A 16,739-nucleotide genomic window follows, 5' to 3' on the forward strand; every position below is an offset into this window, starting at 1 on the left:
TTTTCTTGCCGCTGCAATGTAAATCCTGTTTCTTCAACCAAAAATCACATCAGGTGTGTATCAAACGACCACCGCCAAATGACCAGTTTTCCCAGGTCGTTTCTTTAAAACAGACCATCACGTTTTCCGGATTGTGGCCCAGCGCTGTTAGTCGTTGTATCAAATCGCCGAGTAACTTTTTCTTGATCTTCACACTGCGCCCGACTGACCACAGAATTTCAATGAAGACAAAATCATTAGTACGCGGAGATGTCAGATCTGGGTAAGTGCTATCAAATCGAAAATCATCCGCCTCTAATTCCAATACACGATGGAATTTGTCAGTCACGGGCACGCCAGACTCAACCAGTGCAGCATGCACGGAATCTAAAACGCCGGATTTGAATTCACTCGATTTTGGCTTACGGACAGTAATAGTGACTAAAGGCATGATCTTTCCTCTCATGAAAAAAAGATCACTATACCTGTTAGTTCACATTTAGTTTTGTGCTGCAAATGTAGATGCCACAACCGTCTAAGCAACACATGAGAGGTCAACGCACAGCTATCTTTGGTTCTGGCGGCGTCATTTTTGCGTAAGTCCTAAAGTAGCCAGCAGATCATTCTGCGCGTCGTTCAAAGTGCAATAAGTCCTGCCATTCCCCGTGCAATTTTACGCTGCGAATTGACCGGCCAAATTGGCTAAACCCGTTTTTCTCTAAGACCTTCGCCGAACCGATATTCGCTGGGCGAACTACCGCTTCAATACGCCATAGTTTGAGTGAACCGAAAGCTTCTTCCAGTAATAATTTAATGGCGCAACTGACGATGCCTTTGCCGGTTGCCTGTTGTGCCATGCGGTAGCCCAGCGTCGCTTTGTTGTAATGCGGTCTGACGATATTGGTGAGATTAATTCTGCCAGCTAACTGAGGCTGATCAGCCTCAGAATCATCTACCCAGATCAGATATTGAAACGACTTATCCTGCTCGCGCTCAACCTCTGCAGCATGCAACGTAGCCCGGACATGTGCCAGATCATAATAGGCGTCGGTGCGGCTGTGCACCCATTGCTCAAAGTAGTCGCGGTTCTGCAATTCAAATGCAAGCACTGCGTCAGCATCTGCAATGCGAGCGGGTTGGATGATGATTGTCATGGACTTGGATTAAAAGTGGGGTAGGTTGTGCTGTACAAAAATGCGATGTCAAATGATCGCATCAAATATGACAATTTTAATATACTCCCCATGATTTTAATTAAATATCTCTCATCGTCCAATGATTGTATGGACGATTAAATTTACTGGGTTAGAGTATGTTAATTACTTGTTTTTTTGAGCCTTTTGTCACGTTCTGATAGCTTGCTATTTCGCGCAGAAAATATCCCAAGTAGGTACGATTAGCGCAGCGTAATCGTACGAATGTTGAATACTCCAATCACATCAACGAATACCTGATTCATGTCTAATCGCTTTCGTATATTTTTACTGATGGAGGTGTCAGGTGAGCAATGATGTGTGTGCGATTACGCCGCGCTAATCGCACCTACTTGGTTGACTTAATGAAGCTAATTTCTTTACGACACGGCCTCCAAAAACTCCTGCTGCTCCAGCCAATCTGCCTCAGTTTGTTCAAGCTCTTTCACCAGATACGCCTGATCCAGTAAGAGGCCTTTTAGCTTCTCTTTGTTCGCATCGCTGTAGATATTGCTATCTTCAAGCTGGGCTGAGATGTCTTGTTTCTTGGCGTTGAGCCTGGCCATTTGCTCTTCCAGACGTTTGATCTTTGATTCGATCGGTTTGCGTTGTGTGGCGAGCTTTTGTCTTTGCTCTGCGTCCCTGCGTTTTTTTTCTTTATCTTCGACCTGATCTTCTACCGGGATCGGTTTTGCCAGCGGTAAGCTGTCTTGCTTTTCTTTGGTTTTGACTGGCAAACTTGGGGCGGCTTCTTTGGCTAATTTATTTTTGAATAGCCAGTCTTTGTAGTCGTCCAGATCGCCGTCAAACGGGAGTAGTTTTCCATCGGCGACGATGATGAATTGGTCGGTGGTGGCGCGTAATAAGTGGCGGTCATGTGAGACGACGATCAGAGTACCTTCAAACTGGGCTAGCGCTTCGGTTAGTGCTTCGCGGGTTTCCAAGTCCAGATGGTTGGTTGGTTCATCGAGCAGCAGCAGGTTAGGGCGCTGCCATACGATCATGGCTAGTGCGAGGCGGGCTTTTTCGCCACCGGAGAAAGGTGCGATGGGACTGGCCACCATGTTGCCGGGGAAATTGAAGCCACCGAGGAAATTGCGTAATTCTTGCTCACGTACATTGGGTGCGATGTGGGCGAGATGCCAGAGTGGTGATTCGTCGTGGCGTAACATTTCTACCTGATGCTGGGCGAAGTAGCCGATCTCTAAGCCTTTGCCTGTTTGCATATCGCCGCACAAAGGCGCGATGTCGCCGACGATGGTTTTGATCAGGGTGGACTTACCTGCACCGTTGACGCCCAATAAACCGATTCGCTGGCCGATTTGTAGTGAAAATTTGACGTCGGAGACGATGGTTTTTTCAGTGAAACTGTGATCAGTTTTTGATTCAACCCGGTAGCCGCAGTTGACGTCTTCCATGACCAACATAGGATTTGGCGCGCTGAGTGGTTCGCGGAATTGGAATTTGAATTCAGCCGCAGCCCTCAGCGGCGCGAGTTCTTCCATCTTAGCCAATGCTTTGATGCGGCTTTGAGCTTGTTTGGCTTTGCTTGCCTTGGCGGCGAAACGATCAATAAAAGATTGCAGGTGATCGCGTTTGCGGGTTTGTTTTTCTAAGGTACCTTGTGCCAGGATTAACTGGGCGGCGCGCTGCCGTTCAAACGCGGAATAGTTGCCTGAATAGCGCTTGAGTTTACGCTCATCAATGTGTACGACGACGTTGACGACGACGTCCAGAAAATCGCGATCATGCGAGATGATGAGCAGTGTACCTGCGTAGCGTTTTAGCCATTCTTCCAGCCAAATAATCGCGTCCAGATCCAGATGGTTGGTGGGTTCATCGAGCAACAATAAATCGGATTTGCACATCAGGGCTTGCGCCAGATTTAAACGCATGCGCCAGCCACCGGAGAAGCTGGCAACGGATTGTTCCATTTGTGCCAGCGTAAAACCGAGACCCAGCAATAATTGTTCGCCGCGTGAGCGCACGGTGTAGGCGTCGGCATCGGCCAGTGCGCCGTACATTTCGCCAATGGCGAGGCCGTTTTCTGCGCTCTCGGGTTGTGCTTCCAGCGCGGCTAATTGTGCTTCTAGTTTGCGTAAGGTGGTGTCACCATCAATCGCATAATCAATGGCGCTGCGTTCCAGTGCGGGTGTTTCTTGTGCGACGTGGGCGAGTTGCCATTTGGCGGGAAATTCGATGCTACCTTGATCTGGATGCAGCTCTCCACGCAACATGGCGAACAGGCTGGATTTACCCGCGCCGTTAGAACCGATCAAGCCTATCTTGTCGCCGGGATTGAGCGTGACATCGACGCTATCGAATAGAGGTTTGGTGCCGCGCGCCAGGATGACTTGTTGAAGACGTATCATTATTTACTTATTTCTAAAATTTCAAAAAACGGGGAGTATGTGATTCTAAGTGCGGATCGTCCAGGTTTTTTCTAGACGATCTTCAATGTAATGTTGATACTTATAGTGAGTATCTTATTTTTGGCAGTGCGATATTAGCTGCTTGTTCAGGGTCTATTCAGTGCTTATTTGTTGCTTAGCTGACTGGCATTGATTAAAAATACCATGTCGTCACCCGCGCTGGTAGATAGCCAGGTCAAATCGAGGTCAGCAAATGCTTGCTCTGCAAAGGCTCGTTCATTGCCGATTTCTACCATCAGGATGCCATTTTTGGTCAGACGTTTGCCTGCGCCTGCGACGATTTTACGCACCAGATCCATGCCATCCTCGCCACCAGCCAGGGCGATTTGCGGCTCATGCAAATATTCTTGCGGCAGTTTGCCCATAGAGCTGGAATTAACATACGGCGGATTGGTAATAATCAGGTCGTATTTTTTGTCCGGCACATTGGCGTATAGGTCCGACTCAATCAGCGTAATGCGATCTTGCAGTTCGTAGGTGTCTACATTGCGTTGGGCGACTGCCAACGCGTCTTTAGAGATATCGACGGCATCGACTTGCGCACCCGTGAACGCGTCAGCCAGCATGATCGGCAAACAGCCAGAGCCGGTACAAAGTTCCAGAATTTGCGTGATTGCGTCCGGCTCTTGCACCCATGGTGAAAAATGCTCAGGGATCAGTTCTGCGATGAATGAACGCGGTACGATGACGCGCTCATCGACATAAAAATTATACGTGCCTAGCCAGGCTTCGTTCGTGATGTAAGACGCCGGCACGCGATCGGTCGAGCGACGATGAATTACAGTCAGACAGGCTTCGACTTCTTCTGGTAGCAAGCGTGCATCCAGAAACGGATCAATTTTATCAATCGGTAATTTGAGCGTATGCAGCAGCAGATAGGCAGCTTCATCCAGCGCGTTAGCACTGCCGTGACCGAAAAATAATTTTTCCGTATTGAAGCGCGTCACCGCATAGCGCAACAAATCACGCAACGTTAAAAATAGGGTGGAGGGCAATTTGCTCATGTCAGCAGGTTTTCTAAAGTACGGCGGTAAATGTTTTTGAGTGGATCGATAAAGCGGACTTCGATATGTTCATCAATCTTGTGGATACTGGCATTGGGCGGGCCAAACTCAACCACTTGCGGACAAATTTTGGCGATAAAGCGTCCGTCGGAGGTGCCGCCAGTGGTGGATAATTCTGTCGTCAGGCCGGTTTCAGATTGAATCGCGGCACCGAGTGCATCGCTTAACTCACCTTTTGGCGTGAGGAAGGGATGACCGCCGATGGTCCATTTTAAATCGTAGTCCATACCGTTTTTGTCGAGGATGGCATGCACGCGTTGCTGCAAACCTTCTGCTGTACTGGCGGTAGAAAAACGGAAATTGAAGTCAACCACGGCGGTGCCAGGAATGACATTAGAGGCACCAGTACCGGAGTGAATGTTCGACATTTGCCATGAAGTTGGCAGGTAATACTCGTTACCTTCATCCCATACCTCTGCCACCATCTCTGCCAGCGCAGGGGCAACCAGGTGGATGGGATTTTTTGCCAGTTGCGGATAGGCGATATGACCTTGCACCCCTTTAATGGTGAGCTTGCCGGACATCGTGCCGCGTCTGCCATTTTTAATGGTGTCACCCAACAGATCAACTGAGGTTGGTTCGCCAACGATACAGTAATCCAATTGCTCACCACGGGCTTTGAGTTGTTCGCAAACGACGGCGGTGCCGTCGGTTGCTGGACCTTCTTCATCGCTGGTGATCAGGAAAGCGATAGAGCCTTTGTGATATGGATGGGCTGCAATAAATTCTTCGCAAGCGACTACAAATGCGGCAATCGAGGTTTTCATATCCGCTGCGCCGCGGCCATATAACTTGCCATCTCTGTGGGTAGGCGTAAATGGTAACGACTGCCATTGATCAACTGGCCCGGTTGGTACTACGTCGGTATGACCGGCAAATACTAATAAGGGTTGTGTAGTGCCTTTACGCGCCCACAGGTTGGTGACGTCACCGGACTGTATCGTCTCGCACTGAAAACCAAGAGGTGTCAGCAAAGAGATCAGTTCATCCTGGCAGCCTTTGTCTTCTGGTGTGACAGAAGATAGCGCGATCAGTTTTTCTGTCAGCGCAAGTGTTTTGCTCATGGCGATTATTTGAAAAGAGGTTGGTATTGTTGGGCTGAAAATCCGACTTCGATATGTGTGACTTTGGCACCGGAGGATAGCATTTGCAACACAGGGCGTTTAATAATGGAGGGCGATGCAATCATCAAGGCGATTGCTGCATCGATATCGCTGACCGAGGTTTTTTGCTCATCTGTAAGCGCGCGCCAGGTAGTACCTTTGCGATTGATTAGCACGTCAAGACTGGTGTGCTGAAGCCAGCCTTCAACTGTTGCGCGCTCTAGTCCCTGTTTTTTAAAATCATGAAAATCGAAAGTAAAATTGTAAGTAAGAGCGTGCTCCTGTAACCAGGTGCGTGCCTTTTTGACGGTATCGCAATTCGGGATGCCATATAAAACGAGTGATTGCATGTTCTAATTTTTCTATTATTTCTTTGTATAAACTTAGCTATAAATTTGTTTATACGTTGTTTATACATTCAGTGTAAATTCGGTGAAAGACGCTTCTTCTTTTTGCTCTGGTTCAGGCTCTGCTGCGGTTGGACTTGGTCCAGCTTCGTTATTGAGCAACCACAGTAAGTTATTAGCAGAATCGGCATTAGCCAAACCTTCTTCCTGACTGATCAGACCTTCTTTAATCAGATGCATCAACGCACGTTCAAACGTCTGCGAGCCCGGTGACAAACTCTTTTCAATCGCTTCTTTAATCTGGAAAATATCGCCTTGCTCAATTAACTCTGCGACATAGCGCGTATTGAGCATAATTTCTACTGCCGGGCAACGACCTCCATCGACAGCACGTATTAGTCGTTGCGACACGATCGCGCGGATCGAAGATGACAAATCTAATAACAGTGCGTTGCGATTTTCCATCGGGAAGAAACTGATAATACGATTCAGTGCCTGATAACTATTATTGGCATGCAATGTTGCTAATACCAGATGACCTGATTGGGCATAAGCAATCGCCGCCAGCATGGTTTCCAGATCACGAATCTCACCGATCAAAATACAATCCGGTGCCTGACGCAGAGAATTTTTTAAGGCAGTTTTTAAACTGTCCGAGTCAGTGCCAATTTCGCGCTGATTGACGATGGATTTTTTACTTTTAAACAGATATTCAATCGGATCTTCTAAGGTCAGAATATGACCAGTTCTGATTTCATTACGATGATCCAACATAGAGGCAATGGTGGTGGATTTTCCGGAGCCGGTGGCACCCACGACCAGGATCAAACCACGCTTTTCCATAATCAGTTCGGACAAGACCAGCGGTAAGTGCAGCGTATTTAATGCAGGGATATTTCCCGGTACAAAACGCAGTACCGCTGATACTGTGCCGCGCTGACGGAAAGCAGACAGGCGGAAACGACCGATACCCGGCGCGCCAATACCGATATTAAGTTCATTCTCTCGTTCCAGTTGTGCCATGTGTTCTGGCGATACCACTTCACTAAGCAGCGACAGAATATTCGCCTGATCCATCTTTTGCTGGTTAATCGGCAGAAGATTGCCATTAATCTTGAGATGGATAGGCGAGTTCATGGCGAGAAACATGTCTGACGCATGTTTTTCTTTCATCAACTGGAATAAGCGATCCATTGCCATGGTGTGTCCCTATACAAAAAGGAAAAGAGTAAAAACTTTAAAAGTCGATGTATTTCTTTTTACAGAGACACACCGAAACAAGGATCTAAACGAAAAATTAAACGCCGCGCAGCAACTCGTTAATACTAGTTTTAGAGCGCGTTTGCGCATCAACACGTTTGACGATCACTGCACAATACAAACTGTATTTGCCATCTGAAGAGGGTAGGTTTCCAGAGACTACAACAGAACCGGAAGGAATGCGACCATAGCTGACTTCACCTGTAGCGCGATCGTAGATTTTAGTTGATTGACCAATATAAACACCCATGGAAATCACGGAGTTTTCTTCAACGATGACGCCTTCTACGACTTCAGAACGGGCACCGATAAAGCAATTGTCTTCAATGATGGTTGGATTAGCTTGCATTGGCTCTAAAACGCCACCAATTCCTACGCCGCCTGATAAATGTACGTTTTTACCGATTTGTGCGCAGGAGCCGACGGTGGCCCAGGTGTCAACCATCGCGCCTTCATCGACATACGCACCAATATTGACGTAGGACGGCATCAATACAACATTTTTACCAATAAAACTACCGCTACGTGCAACGGCTGGTGGTACCACGCGGAAACCACCTTTAACAAAATCTTCTGCGGTGTAGTCAGCAAACTTAGTCGGTACTTTGTCGTAGAACTGCATGTGATCGCCGGATGGCATGACGATGTTGTCTTCCAGGCGGAAGGACAGCAAGACCGCTTTTTTAATCCATTGATTGACTTGCCAGTTACCGACGCTGATTTTGTCAGCGACCCGCATTGTTCCGGCATCAAGCTGGGATAACACATGGGCAACGGCTTCGCGTAATTCTGCAGGTGCCGATTTAGGTGAAAAACTGGCGCGATCTTCCCAAGCCTGGTCAATGATTTGCTGTAATTGTTGAGTCATATTATTTTTTCAGTTTTTAGAAAAGAGAGTGAATAGGTAGGTCGTTGATTCAATTAAAAGATCAAAATAAGAACCAATATTTTAGTTAGGACTTATGCAAAATCACCCCAGCTGCGTTGCAGCTCCTAGCGGTACTTAAAGTACTGTCGTCGTCGCTACGCCTTGCTGGGACAATTTTTCGTAAGTACTTTCAGTAGTTAATTCGATTAATCAATTCAGTAAATCAAAGACCGGCAAGTTTTTTGGTGAAAGCGACAATACGTTGTGCTGCTTCCATACATTCTTCAACCTCGGCTACCAGCGCCATACGAATACGGTTTTGTCCCGGATTGCTACCATGTGCATCCCTTGCTAAATAGCTGCCAGGTAGCACAGTCACATTATATTCTTGGTATAAGCGCTTAGCGAAGTCTGTATCTGAAATGGATAACAGCTTATCGACCCTAGCCCACAGATAGAAGGCAGCATCAGGCAAATTCACGTCCAGAACTTCTTGTAAAAGTGGTGTGACTTGTGCAAATTTTTGACGGTATTTCTCTCGATTTTCATGTACGTGTAATTCATCATTCCAGGCCAGAATCGATGCCGACTGTATGCTAGGGCTCATCGCACTGCCGTGATAAGTGCGATATAGCAGAAAGTTTTTGATAATACTTGCATCACCAGCGACAAATCCAGAGCGCATACCAGGCACATTAGAACGTTTAGATAAACTGGATAAGGTGATTAAGCCTCGGTAGTCATTTCTGCCTAAAGCATGCGCTGCTTGCAAGCTGCCTAGCGGTGCCTCTGACTTGAAGTAAATTTCGGAATAGCATTCGTCCGCTGCAATCACAAAACCGTATTTGTCTGATAAATCGAATAATTCTTTCCAGTCTGATAGTGTCAACACGGCACCAGTCGGGTTGCCCGGGGAGCAGATGTACAGTAATTGCACCCGTTTCCAGATGTCGTCTGGAATACTTTTATAGTCGGGGGCAAAATTGCGTTCAGGATCAGCGTTGGCAAAATAAGGTTCAGCACCGGCTAAGTAGGCTGCGCCTTCATAAATTTGGTAAAACGGATTGGGGCACAGAACGATAGGTTTGCCGTGCTGATTAGCGCTGGGATCGATGATCGTTTGCGCTAAAGCAAAAAGCGCTTCGCGTGAACCGTTTACTGGCAAAATCTGAGTGGAAGCGTCCAAAACAGGTATTGCATAACGACGCGCCAGCCAATTTGCAATCGACAGTCTTAATGCATCTGAACCTGCAGTCGACGGATATGCGCTTAGTCCGTCTAAATGATCCGTTACAGCCTGGCGGATAAATGCCGGTGTCGGATGCTTAGGCTCACCAATACCTAAGCTGATTGCTTTGTAGGCTGGATTTGGTTTGACATCCGCGAACAGAAGTTTTAGCTTTTCGAACGGGTAAGGCTGAAGTTTTTGCAGGAAAGGATTCACTGTAAATTCACGAGTAGTGGTGGAATTGCGATCTAAAAATGATGTTTTCATCATCTTTTGCTAGAAAAACTAAAGAACAGCACTACATTATAGCCTTCCACGTTGCATTGCGGCATAGGGAACTCCCTCGTTGGGCATCATCAAAAACGGAATTTCAACCCTTCAAAATGTTATGATGAATAAAAAAGTAATGTGTAAAACATGGGGCTGGAAAAAATCCATTCAATTTTTGCTTATAAATGCAAATTGGATATGAGTTTTCAGGCGGAATCTGAACATTAAAGATTGTAAAATTTTATAACGTGCGTTTAACTTCCATTAAATTGTCGGGATTCAAATCTTTTGTCGATCCGACCAACTTTCAGGTTCCAGGCCAGCTGGTAGGCGTGGTCGGCCCCAATGGCTGTGGTAAATCTAATATCATCGATGCGGTACGCTGGGTTTTGGGGGAGTCAAAAGCTTCCGAGCTCCGTGGTGAGTCGATGCAAGACGTTATTTTTAACGGCTCTACCCACCGCAAACCTGCCGGACGCTCCTCTGTAGAACTGGTTTTCGATAATAGTCTAGGTAAAGCAGCAGGTCAGTGGAGTCAATATGCAGAGATTGCCGTTAAGCGCACGCTGACGCGCGACGGTACATCAACTTATTACATTAATGGTCAGCCAGTCCGTCGCCGCGATATCCAAGACATCTTTATGGGCACCGGCTTAGGGCCACGCGCTTACGCGATTATTGGCCAAGGAATGATTTCGCGGATTATTGAGGCGCGACCTGAAGAGTTAAGGATATTTTTAGAAGAAGCGGCCGGCGTATCTCGCTACAAAGAGCGGCGTCGCGAAACCGAGAACCGCATTCATGATACTCATGAAAATCTGGTGCGTGTAGAGGACATTCTGCGCGAGTTAAACGCGAATTTAGAAAAACTCGAAGCCCAGGCAGTTGTCGCCAATAAATACAATGAGTTGCAAGGCGACCAGGAAGAGAAGCAAAAACTGCTCTGGTTATTGCGTAAAAATGAAGCAGCAAATGAGCAGACTCGCTATTTCGCAGAAATAGAAAAAACCCAGATAGATTTAGAAGAGCAAACCGCCAAGTTACGCCATGTTGAATTAGAACTGGAGCAAATGCGTCAGGCGCATTATGCGGTTGGCGACAAAATGCATCAGGCACAAGGACACTTGTACCAAACCAATGCTGAGATTGGTAGCTTGGAAGCGCAGATTAAGTTTGTCATTGAATCGCGCAGCCGTTTGCAAAGCCAGCTCAATTCTTTGACGGCACAGCGTGATCAATGGCAACGTCAGGGGCAACAATTTCAAGATGATCTGGCTGAGGCCGAAATTCATGTGGAAGAACTCGGTGAGCGTTCTGAGCAGGCGCAAGAAATCGCCCAGCAGCAAAACGATAAAATCCCAGCGTTAGAACAAGTCTGGCGTGAGGCGCAACTTAAAACTACAGAGTCGCGTGCCAAGATCATGCAGTTGCAACAGCAGATCGAGCTGGAATCGGCACATCAGCGCAATGCCTCGAATATTCTGAACACACTGGCCACCCGTAAAGAACGTTTGCAGCAAGAAAAACAAGGCTTGGCAATGCCAGATAACGTACATCTGGAAAATCTGTCTTTGCAATTGGAAGAGAAAAAACAAGTACTAGAAGAGTCGTCCATGCAGTTGGAAGAAGCACAAGAGCGCTTGCCAATTCTTGAGGAAGAACGTCGCGCGGCGCAACAACAAGTCAACCAAGATGCCGCCGCTTCAGCACAATTAGATGCGAGGCTGCAAGCGCTGAAACAGTTGCAAGAGAAGGTTTTGAGTCAGGGTAAAGTACAACCTTGGCTGGAAAAGCATGAACTCAGTGGTTTGCCAAAGCTCTGGCAAAAACTACACATTCAACAAGGTTGGGAAACTACGCTCGAGGCTGTGTTACGTGAGCGAACCTCAGCGTTGGAAATGTCGAATCTTGATTGGGCTAAAGCATTCTTTAATGATGCACCGCCAGCTAAGCTTGCTTTGTATTCTCCGCAGGTGAATACGCCAACAACCGAGTCAGTTGCTGGTTTGCAGCCTTTGCTATCTTTGCTTCAACTAAATGATGCTGGCGTACGCGGCTTAATGCAGGACTGGTTACATCAAGTGTATGCGTCTGATGATGTTGCCAGTGCGTTCCAAAATCGGGATAAATTGCCATTAGGTGCGTGCTTTATCACCAAGCAAGGCCATGTTATTAGTAAGACTAGCGTACGGTTTTATGCTGCGGATTCTGAACAAGATGGTGTGCTGGCACGTCAGCAAGAAATCGATAATATTAGCAAGCAATCTCGTGCTCAACAAATGCTGGCAGATGAATCCAAAACGCGCACGGTGCGGGCGGAATCTGCTTACACGCAAGCGGCACAAAGCTTGCAAGAGTTGCGCCAGCGGGTCACTAGCCTGACCCAGACTGTGCATAGCTTGCAAATCGAATTTATGAAGCTGTCAGAAGTGCAAGCGCGTTTTAATCAGCGTAGTACGCAAATCATGAGCGACCTGACAGAAATCGCGGCACAAGAAAGCGAACAGCAACAAGCGAAAATCGAATCCGAAGAGAAGTTTGAGATGCTAGATATTGAGCTCGCCGAACTGCAAGAAAATCATGAGCAAGCTCAGACCAATTATCTGGAAAAAGAACAGCATTTAACGGACGCCCGCCAGCGTCTGCGCGATTTAGAATTAGCTGCACAAGAAAGCGCGTTCTCAGAAAAAACCCATCGTAATAAAATGGAGGAGTTGCGTCGCAGTATTGCCACGGCCGTAGAGCAATCTGCCCAGCTATTTGCAAATATGCAGCAAGGTCATCTTGAGTTAGAGGAAATGGATGACCAGACTGCCCAAGCTGGATTGCAGTCTTTATTGGAAAAACGGAGTGATCAAGAGCGTGCGCTATCGGATGCGCGTCACGAACTTGATCAGCTGACGCAAAAATTACGTCAGGTAGAAGAGAGCAAAATGCAGGTAGAGCGCAGCCTGCAACCACAACGCGACAGAATCGTGGAGTTACAACTCAAAGAACAGGCAGCGCGTTTAAATCAAGAGCAATTCGCAGAACAATTGCGTAATTTTGATGTGGACGAACAAGTCCTTTCACAAAAATTGCATGACGATATGAAACCATCCTATCTGCAAGGTGAAGTCACTAGATTGACAAATGCGATCGCTGCATTGGGTGCCGTGAATATGGCGGCGCTAGATGAGTTGGCGCAAGCGACTGAACGCAAAACTTTCTTGGATGCGCAATATGCCGATCTAAACGAAGCTATTACGACCTTGCAAGATGCTATTCATAAAATCGATATTGAAACTCGTGATCTCTTACAAGATACATTCAATAAAGTGAATCTCCATTTTGCCGAATTATTCCCGATTTTATTTGGCGGTGGACAAGCGAAATTGATTATGACTGGCGATGAAATTCTGGATTCGGGTGTGCAGGTGATGGCACAGCCACCGGGTAAGAAAAACGCCACAATTCACTTATTGTCAGGTGGTGAAAAAGCGCTGACTGCAACAGCATTAGTATTCTCGATGTTCCAATTAAATCCGGCACCGTTTTGCTTGTTGGATGAGGTTGACGCACCGCTTGATGATTCAAACACGGAACGTTTCTGTAACATGGTGAAACGTATGTCCGCTAACACACAGTTTTTGTTCATTTCCCATAATAAAATTGTGATGGAAATGGCGCAGCAACTGATAGGCGTCACCATGCAAGAGCAGGGAGTTTCTCGTATCGTTGCGGTGGATATGGAGTCCGCCGCACATTTCGCATCTGAGGCGCAAGCAGCATGACAGATCTACAAATTGTTTTAATGGGAGCCGGTGGTGCCTTTTTAGTCGGCATCGTTGCATACAATAAATGGCAAGAATATAAAGCGAAGAAAAGTGTTGATCAGGCATTTGGCGCTGGACACGATGATGTCCTGATGAACCGGGATGCTTATCCAGAATATCCAGATAAATTGGCAGAACCGCGTTTTAAAGAAGAGACATACAAAGAAGATGTATTCAATTCGTCGCGCCATGAACCTAGTTTGGATACTGATTTTGCAGAAGAAAATTCAGATTTTGGACAGCAAAATGCTATCCCTGATCGCACAGCCACTTCATCATTTGACGCCGCCGAAAAAGAATTGCCCGTCGATGAATTGATCGACTGCATCATTCCTTTAGAGTTTGATGCGCCAGTACGCGGCGAAAAATTATTGAGTGAAATACAAAGTCTTAAGTATGTTGGCAAAAAGCCAGTGCATTTCATTGGATTAAGTCATGATGGTATGCGTGATGTGATCGCTCATGGTGGAATTTACACGGCCTTATTTGCCGGCGTGCAAATGGTCAATCGTAGCGGGCCGATTAATGAATTAGAGTATTCAGAATTTGTGACGAAGCTGCGCGAAATTGCAGATCGCCTGAATGCACATTCAGATATTCCTGATATGAACCAGGTGATGTCCAATGCACGCGAACTACATCAGTTTGTGTCTGAGCATGACGCACAATTGAGTGTCAATGTATTGGCCAACGGCGCGCCATGGGCTGTTGGTACTTTACTTGCAGCGCTAGAAAAACAAGGGTTTGATATACGTCCAGACGGTCGCTTGGTAATGCCAGACGGCGATGGCGGCAATTTATTTACCTTATCCACCAATGTCAGCGTTAGCGAAACGGTTACTGCTCGCCTTACCTTATTACTCGATGTGCCTTGTGTTGCTCCATCGCGCGACGGTTTTGGTGCGATGGCTGCCTGTGCACGTTCATTGTCTACACGTCTTGGTGGTACGGTAGTCGATGACGGCAATCAGGCAATTTCTAAGGCTGCCCTAGATGAGATTGCAGGTCAAGTCAGTGAGTTTTATGCCGCTATGGCGGAAGCAGATATTGCTGCCGGCTCGACTCGCGCACAGCGTTTATTTAGCTGAATTCAATAAAAATATGGAAGAAGATTTATTCGGTTATTCAGTGTCGACAATTGAGTCAAAACTTTATAACAAATTAAAAGAGCGCGTTCAAACACTGCATGTAGAACTTAACCGTCATTCTCATCGTTATTACGATAATGATTCGCCTTCAATTTCGGATGCTGAATATGATGCTCTTTTTTTAGAGTTACAGCAGATCGAATTGAATTATCCATTGTTCAAATGGGCTGATAGCCCGACCTTTCGCGTTGGTGGCGCTCCTTTACCTGAGTTTAAGCAAGTCCAGCATGCAACATCAATGCTGTCTCTAAATAATGGTTTTGAGGAGCAGGATATTCGTGCTTTTGATCGTCGCGTCAGCGATGGTCTGGATACACAGCAAGCAGTGGAATACGCAATCGATCTGAAGTTTGATGGTCTTGCCATTAATCTTCGTTATGTAGATGGCGTATTCACGCAGGCGGCGACTCGTGGTGATGGATTTACGGGTGAAGATGTAACGGAAAACATCCGCACCATTCGCAGTATTCCTCTACGTTTAAATATAAAAGAACCACCTAAAGTATTGGATGTGCGCGGTGAAGTTTTGATGTTTAAAAGCGATTTTGAAAAACTCAATCAACGTCAGCGTGCAGCCGAGGCTAAAGAATTTGCGAATCCACGTAACGCGGCTGCCGGTAGTTTGCGTCAGCTAGATTCTAAAATCACTGCGCAGCGTAGCCTCAAATTTTTTGCTTACGGAATTGGCTCCCTGGAAGGTGCAAGTTTGCCTGGCTTGCAGCTATATTCTCATCGAGCTTTATTAGAATGGTACAAATCGATGGGCATTCCTGTCTGTGAGGAACAGGCCATCGTGCGGGGTGCGGACGGACTCTTGGATTTTTACAAGCAGATACAGCAACGACGATCACAATTGCCATATGAAATTGACGGTGTCGTCTACAAAGTTAACTCGTTCGTGCAGCAAGATACTTTAGGCTTTGTATCGCGTGCGCCACGCTTTGCGATTGCACATAAATTTCCGGCACAAGAAGCTTTAACCACAGTGTTAGATATTGAAGTCCAGGTCGGGCGTACTGGTGCAATTACTCCAGTGGCTCGTTTAGCGCCCGTATTTGTCGGCGGAGTCACCGTGACTAATGCGACCTTACATAATGAGGAAGAAGTGCGTCGCAAAGATATTCGTATTGGCGACACCGTGTCGGTGCGCCGTGCTGGCGACGTCATTCCTGAGGTGGTCGCGAGCATCTTAGAAAAACGTCCTGTTGACGCTAAAGAATTTGTAATGCCGACACAATGTCCCGTCTGCGGGTCAACAATTGTTAAACTGGAGGATGAGGCGATTGCCAGATGCTCCGGTGGGTGGATAAAATGTATTGCTCAAAGAAAAGGTGGTTTGTTCCACTTTGCTTCACGCAAGGCCATGAATATTGATGGCGTCGGCGAGCAATTAATCGATCAATTGGTCGATAAGCAGGTAGTGACAACAGCAGCAGATTTATATAAATTAGGTTTAACGTCCTTAGTAGCGCTGGATAGAATGGCCGATAAGTCTGCGCAGAACATTCTGGGGGCGCTGGAGAATTCTAAAGCCACGAGTTTTGCCCGTTTTATTTATGCATTAGGGATTCGTCATGTCGGCGAGTCGACTGCAAAAGATTTAGCGGCGACTTTTGGTAATGCCGATGCACTAATCGAGGCGACCGAAGAGCAGCTACTGGCGGTATCTGATGTAGGCCCCGTGGTTGCGAAGTCGATAAGATTATTTTTTGCCGATCCGCTGAATGTCGAGCTAGTGCAGCAGTTACTGGCATCTGGAATACATTGGCCAGAAGCAGCGCAAAAAGAAGTCGGCTCTTTACATTTGCTTGGGCAGACGTTTGTGTTAACCGGAACCTTGCCAACACTAAGTCGCGATCAGGCAGGTGCTTTGATAGAAAGTGCAGGTGGTAAAGTAGCTGGTTCGGTATCAAAAAAAACCAGTTATGTCGTTGCCGGAGATGATGCTGGTAGTAAGTTGTTAAAAGCGCAGGAATTGGGTATCCCTTTACTGACCGAAGCGGAATTGCTTCAACTCTGTTCAAGGAATTAA

At 46.8% G+C, this 16,739-nt stretch carries 12 protein-coding genes; 3 read left to right on the forward strand and 9 right to left on the reverse strand.

The window, feature by feature from the left end; translation table 11 throughout:
- Positions 1-49: 49 nt before the first annotated feature.
- From AAKU61_RS08660 to dapC, 9 genes are all read right to left on the reverse strand, one after another.
- Positions 50-430 carry a tautomerase family protein gene (locus AAKU61_RS08660; RefSeq protein WP_354331378.1) on the reverse strand — a complete coding sequence of 127 codons (381 nt, stop codon included), beginning with the start codon at positions 428-430 and terminating at the stop codon, positions 50-52.
- Between the two features lie 169 nt (positions 431-599).
- Complete coding sequence (locus AAKU61_RS08665; RefSeq protein ID WP_354331380.1) at positions 600-1,133, reverse strand: GNAT family N-acetyltransferase; 534 nt, start codon at positions 1,131-1,133, stop codon at positions 600-602.
- 419 nt (positions 1,134-1,552) lie between these two features.
- Positions 1,553-3,544, reverse strand: a complete 1,992-nt coding sequence (locus AAKU61_RS08670) for an ATP-binding cassette domain-containing protein (RefSeq protein ID WP_354331382.1) — start codon at positions 3,542-3,544, stop codon at positions 1,553-1,555.
- Between the two features lie 164 nt (positions 3,545-3,708).
- On the reverse strand, positions 3,709-4,608 hold the full coding sequence (prmB, locus tag AAKU61_RS08675) for a 50S ribosomal protein L3 N(5)-glutamine methyltransferase (RefSeq protein WP_354331384.1): 900 nt from the start codon (positions 4,606-4,608) through the stop codon (positions 3,709-3,711).
- The gene (gene dapE, locus AAKU61_RS08680) at positions 4,605-5,732 is read right to left on the reverse strand and encodes a succinyl-diaminopimelate desuccinylase (RefSeq protein ID WP_354331386.1); all 1,128 of its coding nucleotides are present in this window, start codon (positions 5,730-5,732) and stop codon (positions 4,605-4,607) included. The genes prmB and dapE overlap by 4 nt, the downstream gene beginning before the upstream one ends.
- Positions 5,733-5,737: 5 nt before the next feature.
- Positions 5,738-6,121, reverse strand: coding sequence for an arsenate reductase (locus AAKU61_RS08685; protein ID WP_354331388.1), 384 nt, complete (start codon positions 6,119-6,121; stop codon positions 5,738-5,740).
- A 60-nt stretch (positions 6,122-6,181) separates the two neighbouring features.
- Positions 6,182-7,318, reverse strand: a complete 1,137-nt coding sequence (locus tag AAKU61_RS08690) for a PilT/PilU family type 4a pilus ATPase (protein WP_354331390.1) — start codon at positions 7,316-7,318, stop codon at positions 6,182-6,184.
- Between the two features lie 97 nt (positions 7,319-7,415).
- Positions 7,416-8,246 (reverse strand): 2,3,4,5-tetrahydropyridine-2,6-dicarboxylate N-succinyltransferase, encoded by an 831-nt coding sequence (gene dapD / locus AAKU61_RS08695; RefSeq protein WP_354331392.1) that lies wholly within the window; start codon positions 8,244-8,246, stop codon positions 7,416-7,418.
- 223 nt (positions 8,247-8,469) lie between these two features.
- A complete protein-coding gene (dapC, locus tag AAKU61_RS08700; protein WP_354331461.1) occupies positions 8,470-9,690 on the reverse strand; it encodes a succinyldiaminopimelate transaminase in 1,221 nt (406 codons plus the stop codon).
- 302 nt (positions 9,691-9,992) lie between these two features.
- Here dapC and smc point away from each other — a divergent pair, with 302 nt between their 5' ends.
- Genes smc through ligA form a run of 3 tightly spaced genes read left to right on the forward strand, consistent with a single transcriptional unit; the run spans position 9,993 to position 16,739 of the window.
- Positions 9,993-13,517, forward strand: a complete 3,525-nt coding sequence (smc, locus tag AAKU61_RS08705) for a chromosome segregation protein SMC (protein ID WP_354331394.1) — start codon at positions 9,993-9,995, stop codon at positions 13,515-13,517.
- Positions 13,514-14,647: a cell division protein ZipA C-terminal FtsZ-binding domain-containing protein gene (locus AAKU61_RS08710; protein ID WP_354331396.1), complete on the forward strand. Its 1,134-nt coding sequence runs from the start codon at positions 13,514-13,516 to the stop codon at positions 14,645-14,647. The genes smc and AAKU61_RS08710 overlap by 4 nt, the downstream gene beginning before the upstream one ends.
- A 13-nt stretch (positions 14,648-14,660) precedes the next feature.
- Positions 14,661-16,739: an NAD-dependent DNA ligase LigA gene (ligA, locus tag AAKU61_RS08715; protein ID WP_354331398.1), complete on the forward strand. Its 2,079-nt coding sequence runs from the start codon at positions 14,661-14,663 to the stop codon at positions 16,737-16,739.

Origin of the sequence: Undibacterium sp. GrIS 1.2 (assembly GCF_040544435.1) — a bacterium.
In the GTDB taxonomy this organism is placed as follows: Bacteria; Pseudomonadota; Gammaproteobacteria; order Burkholderiales; family Burkholderiaceae_D; genus Undibacterium.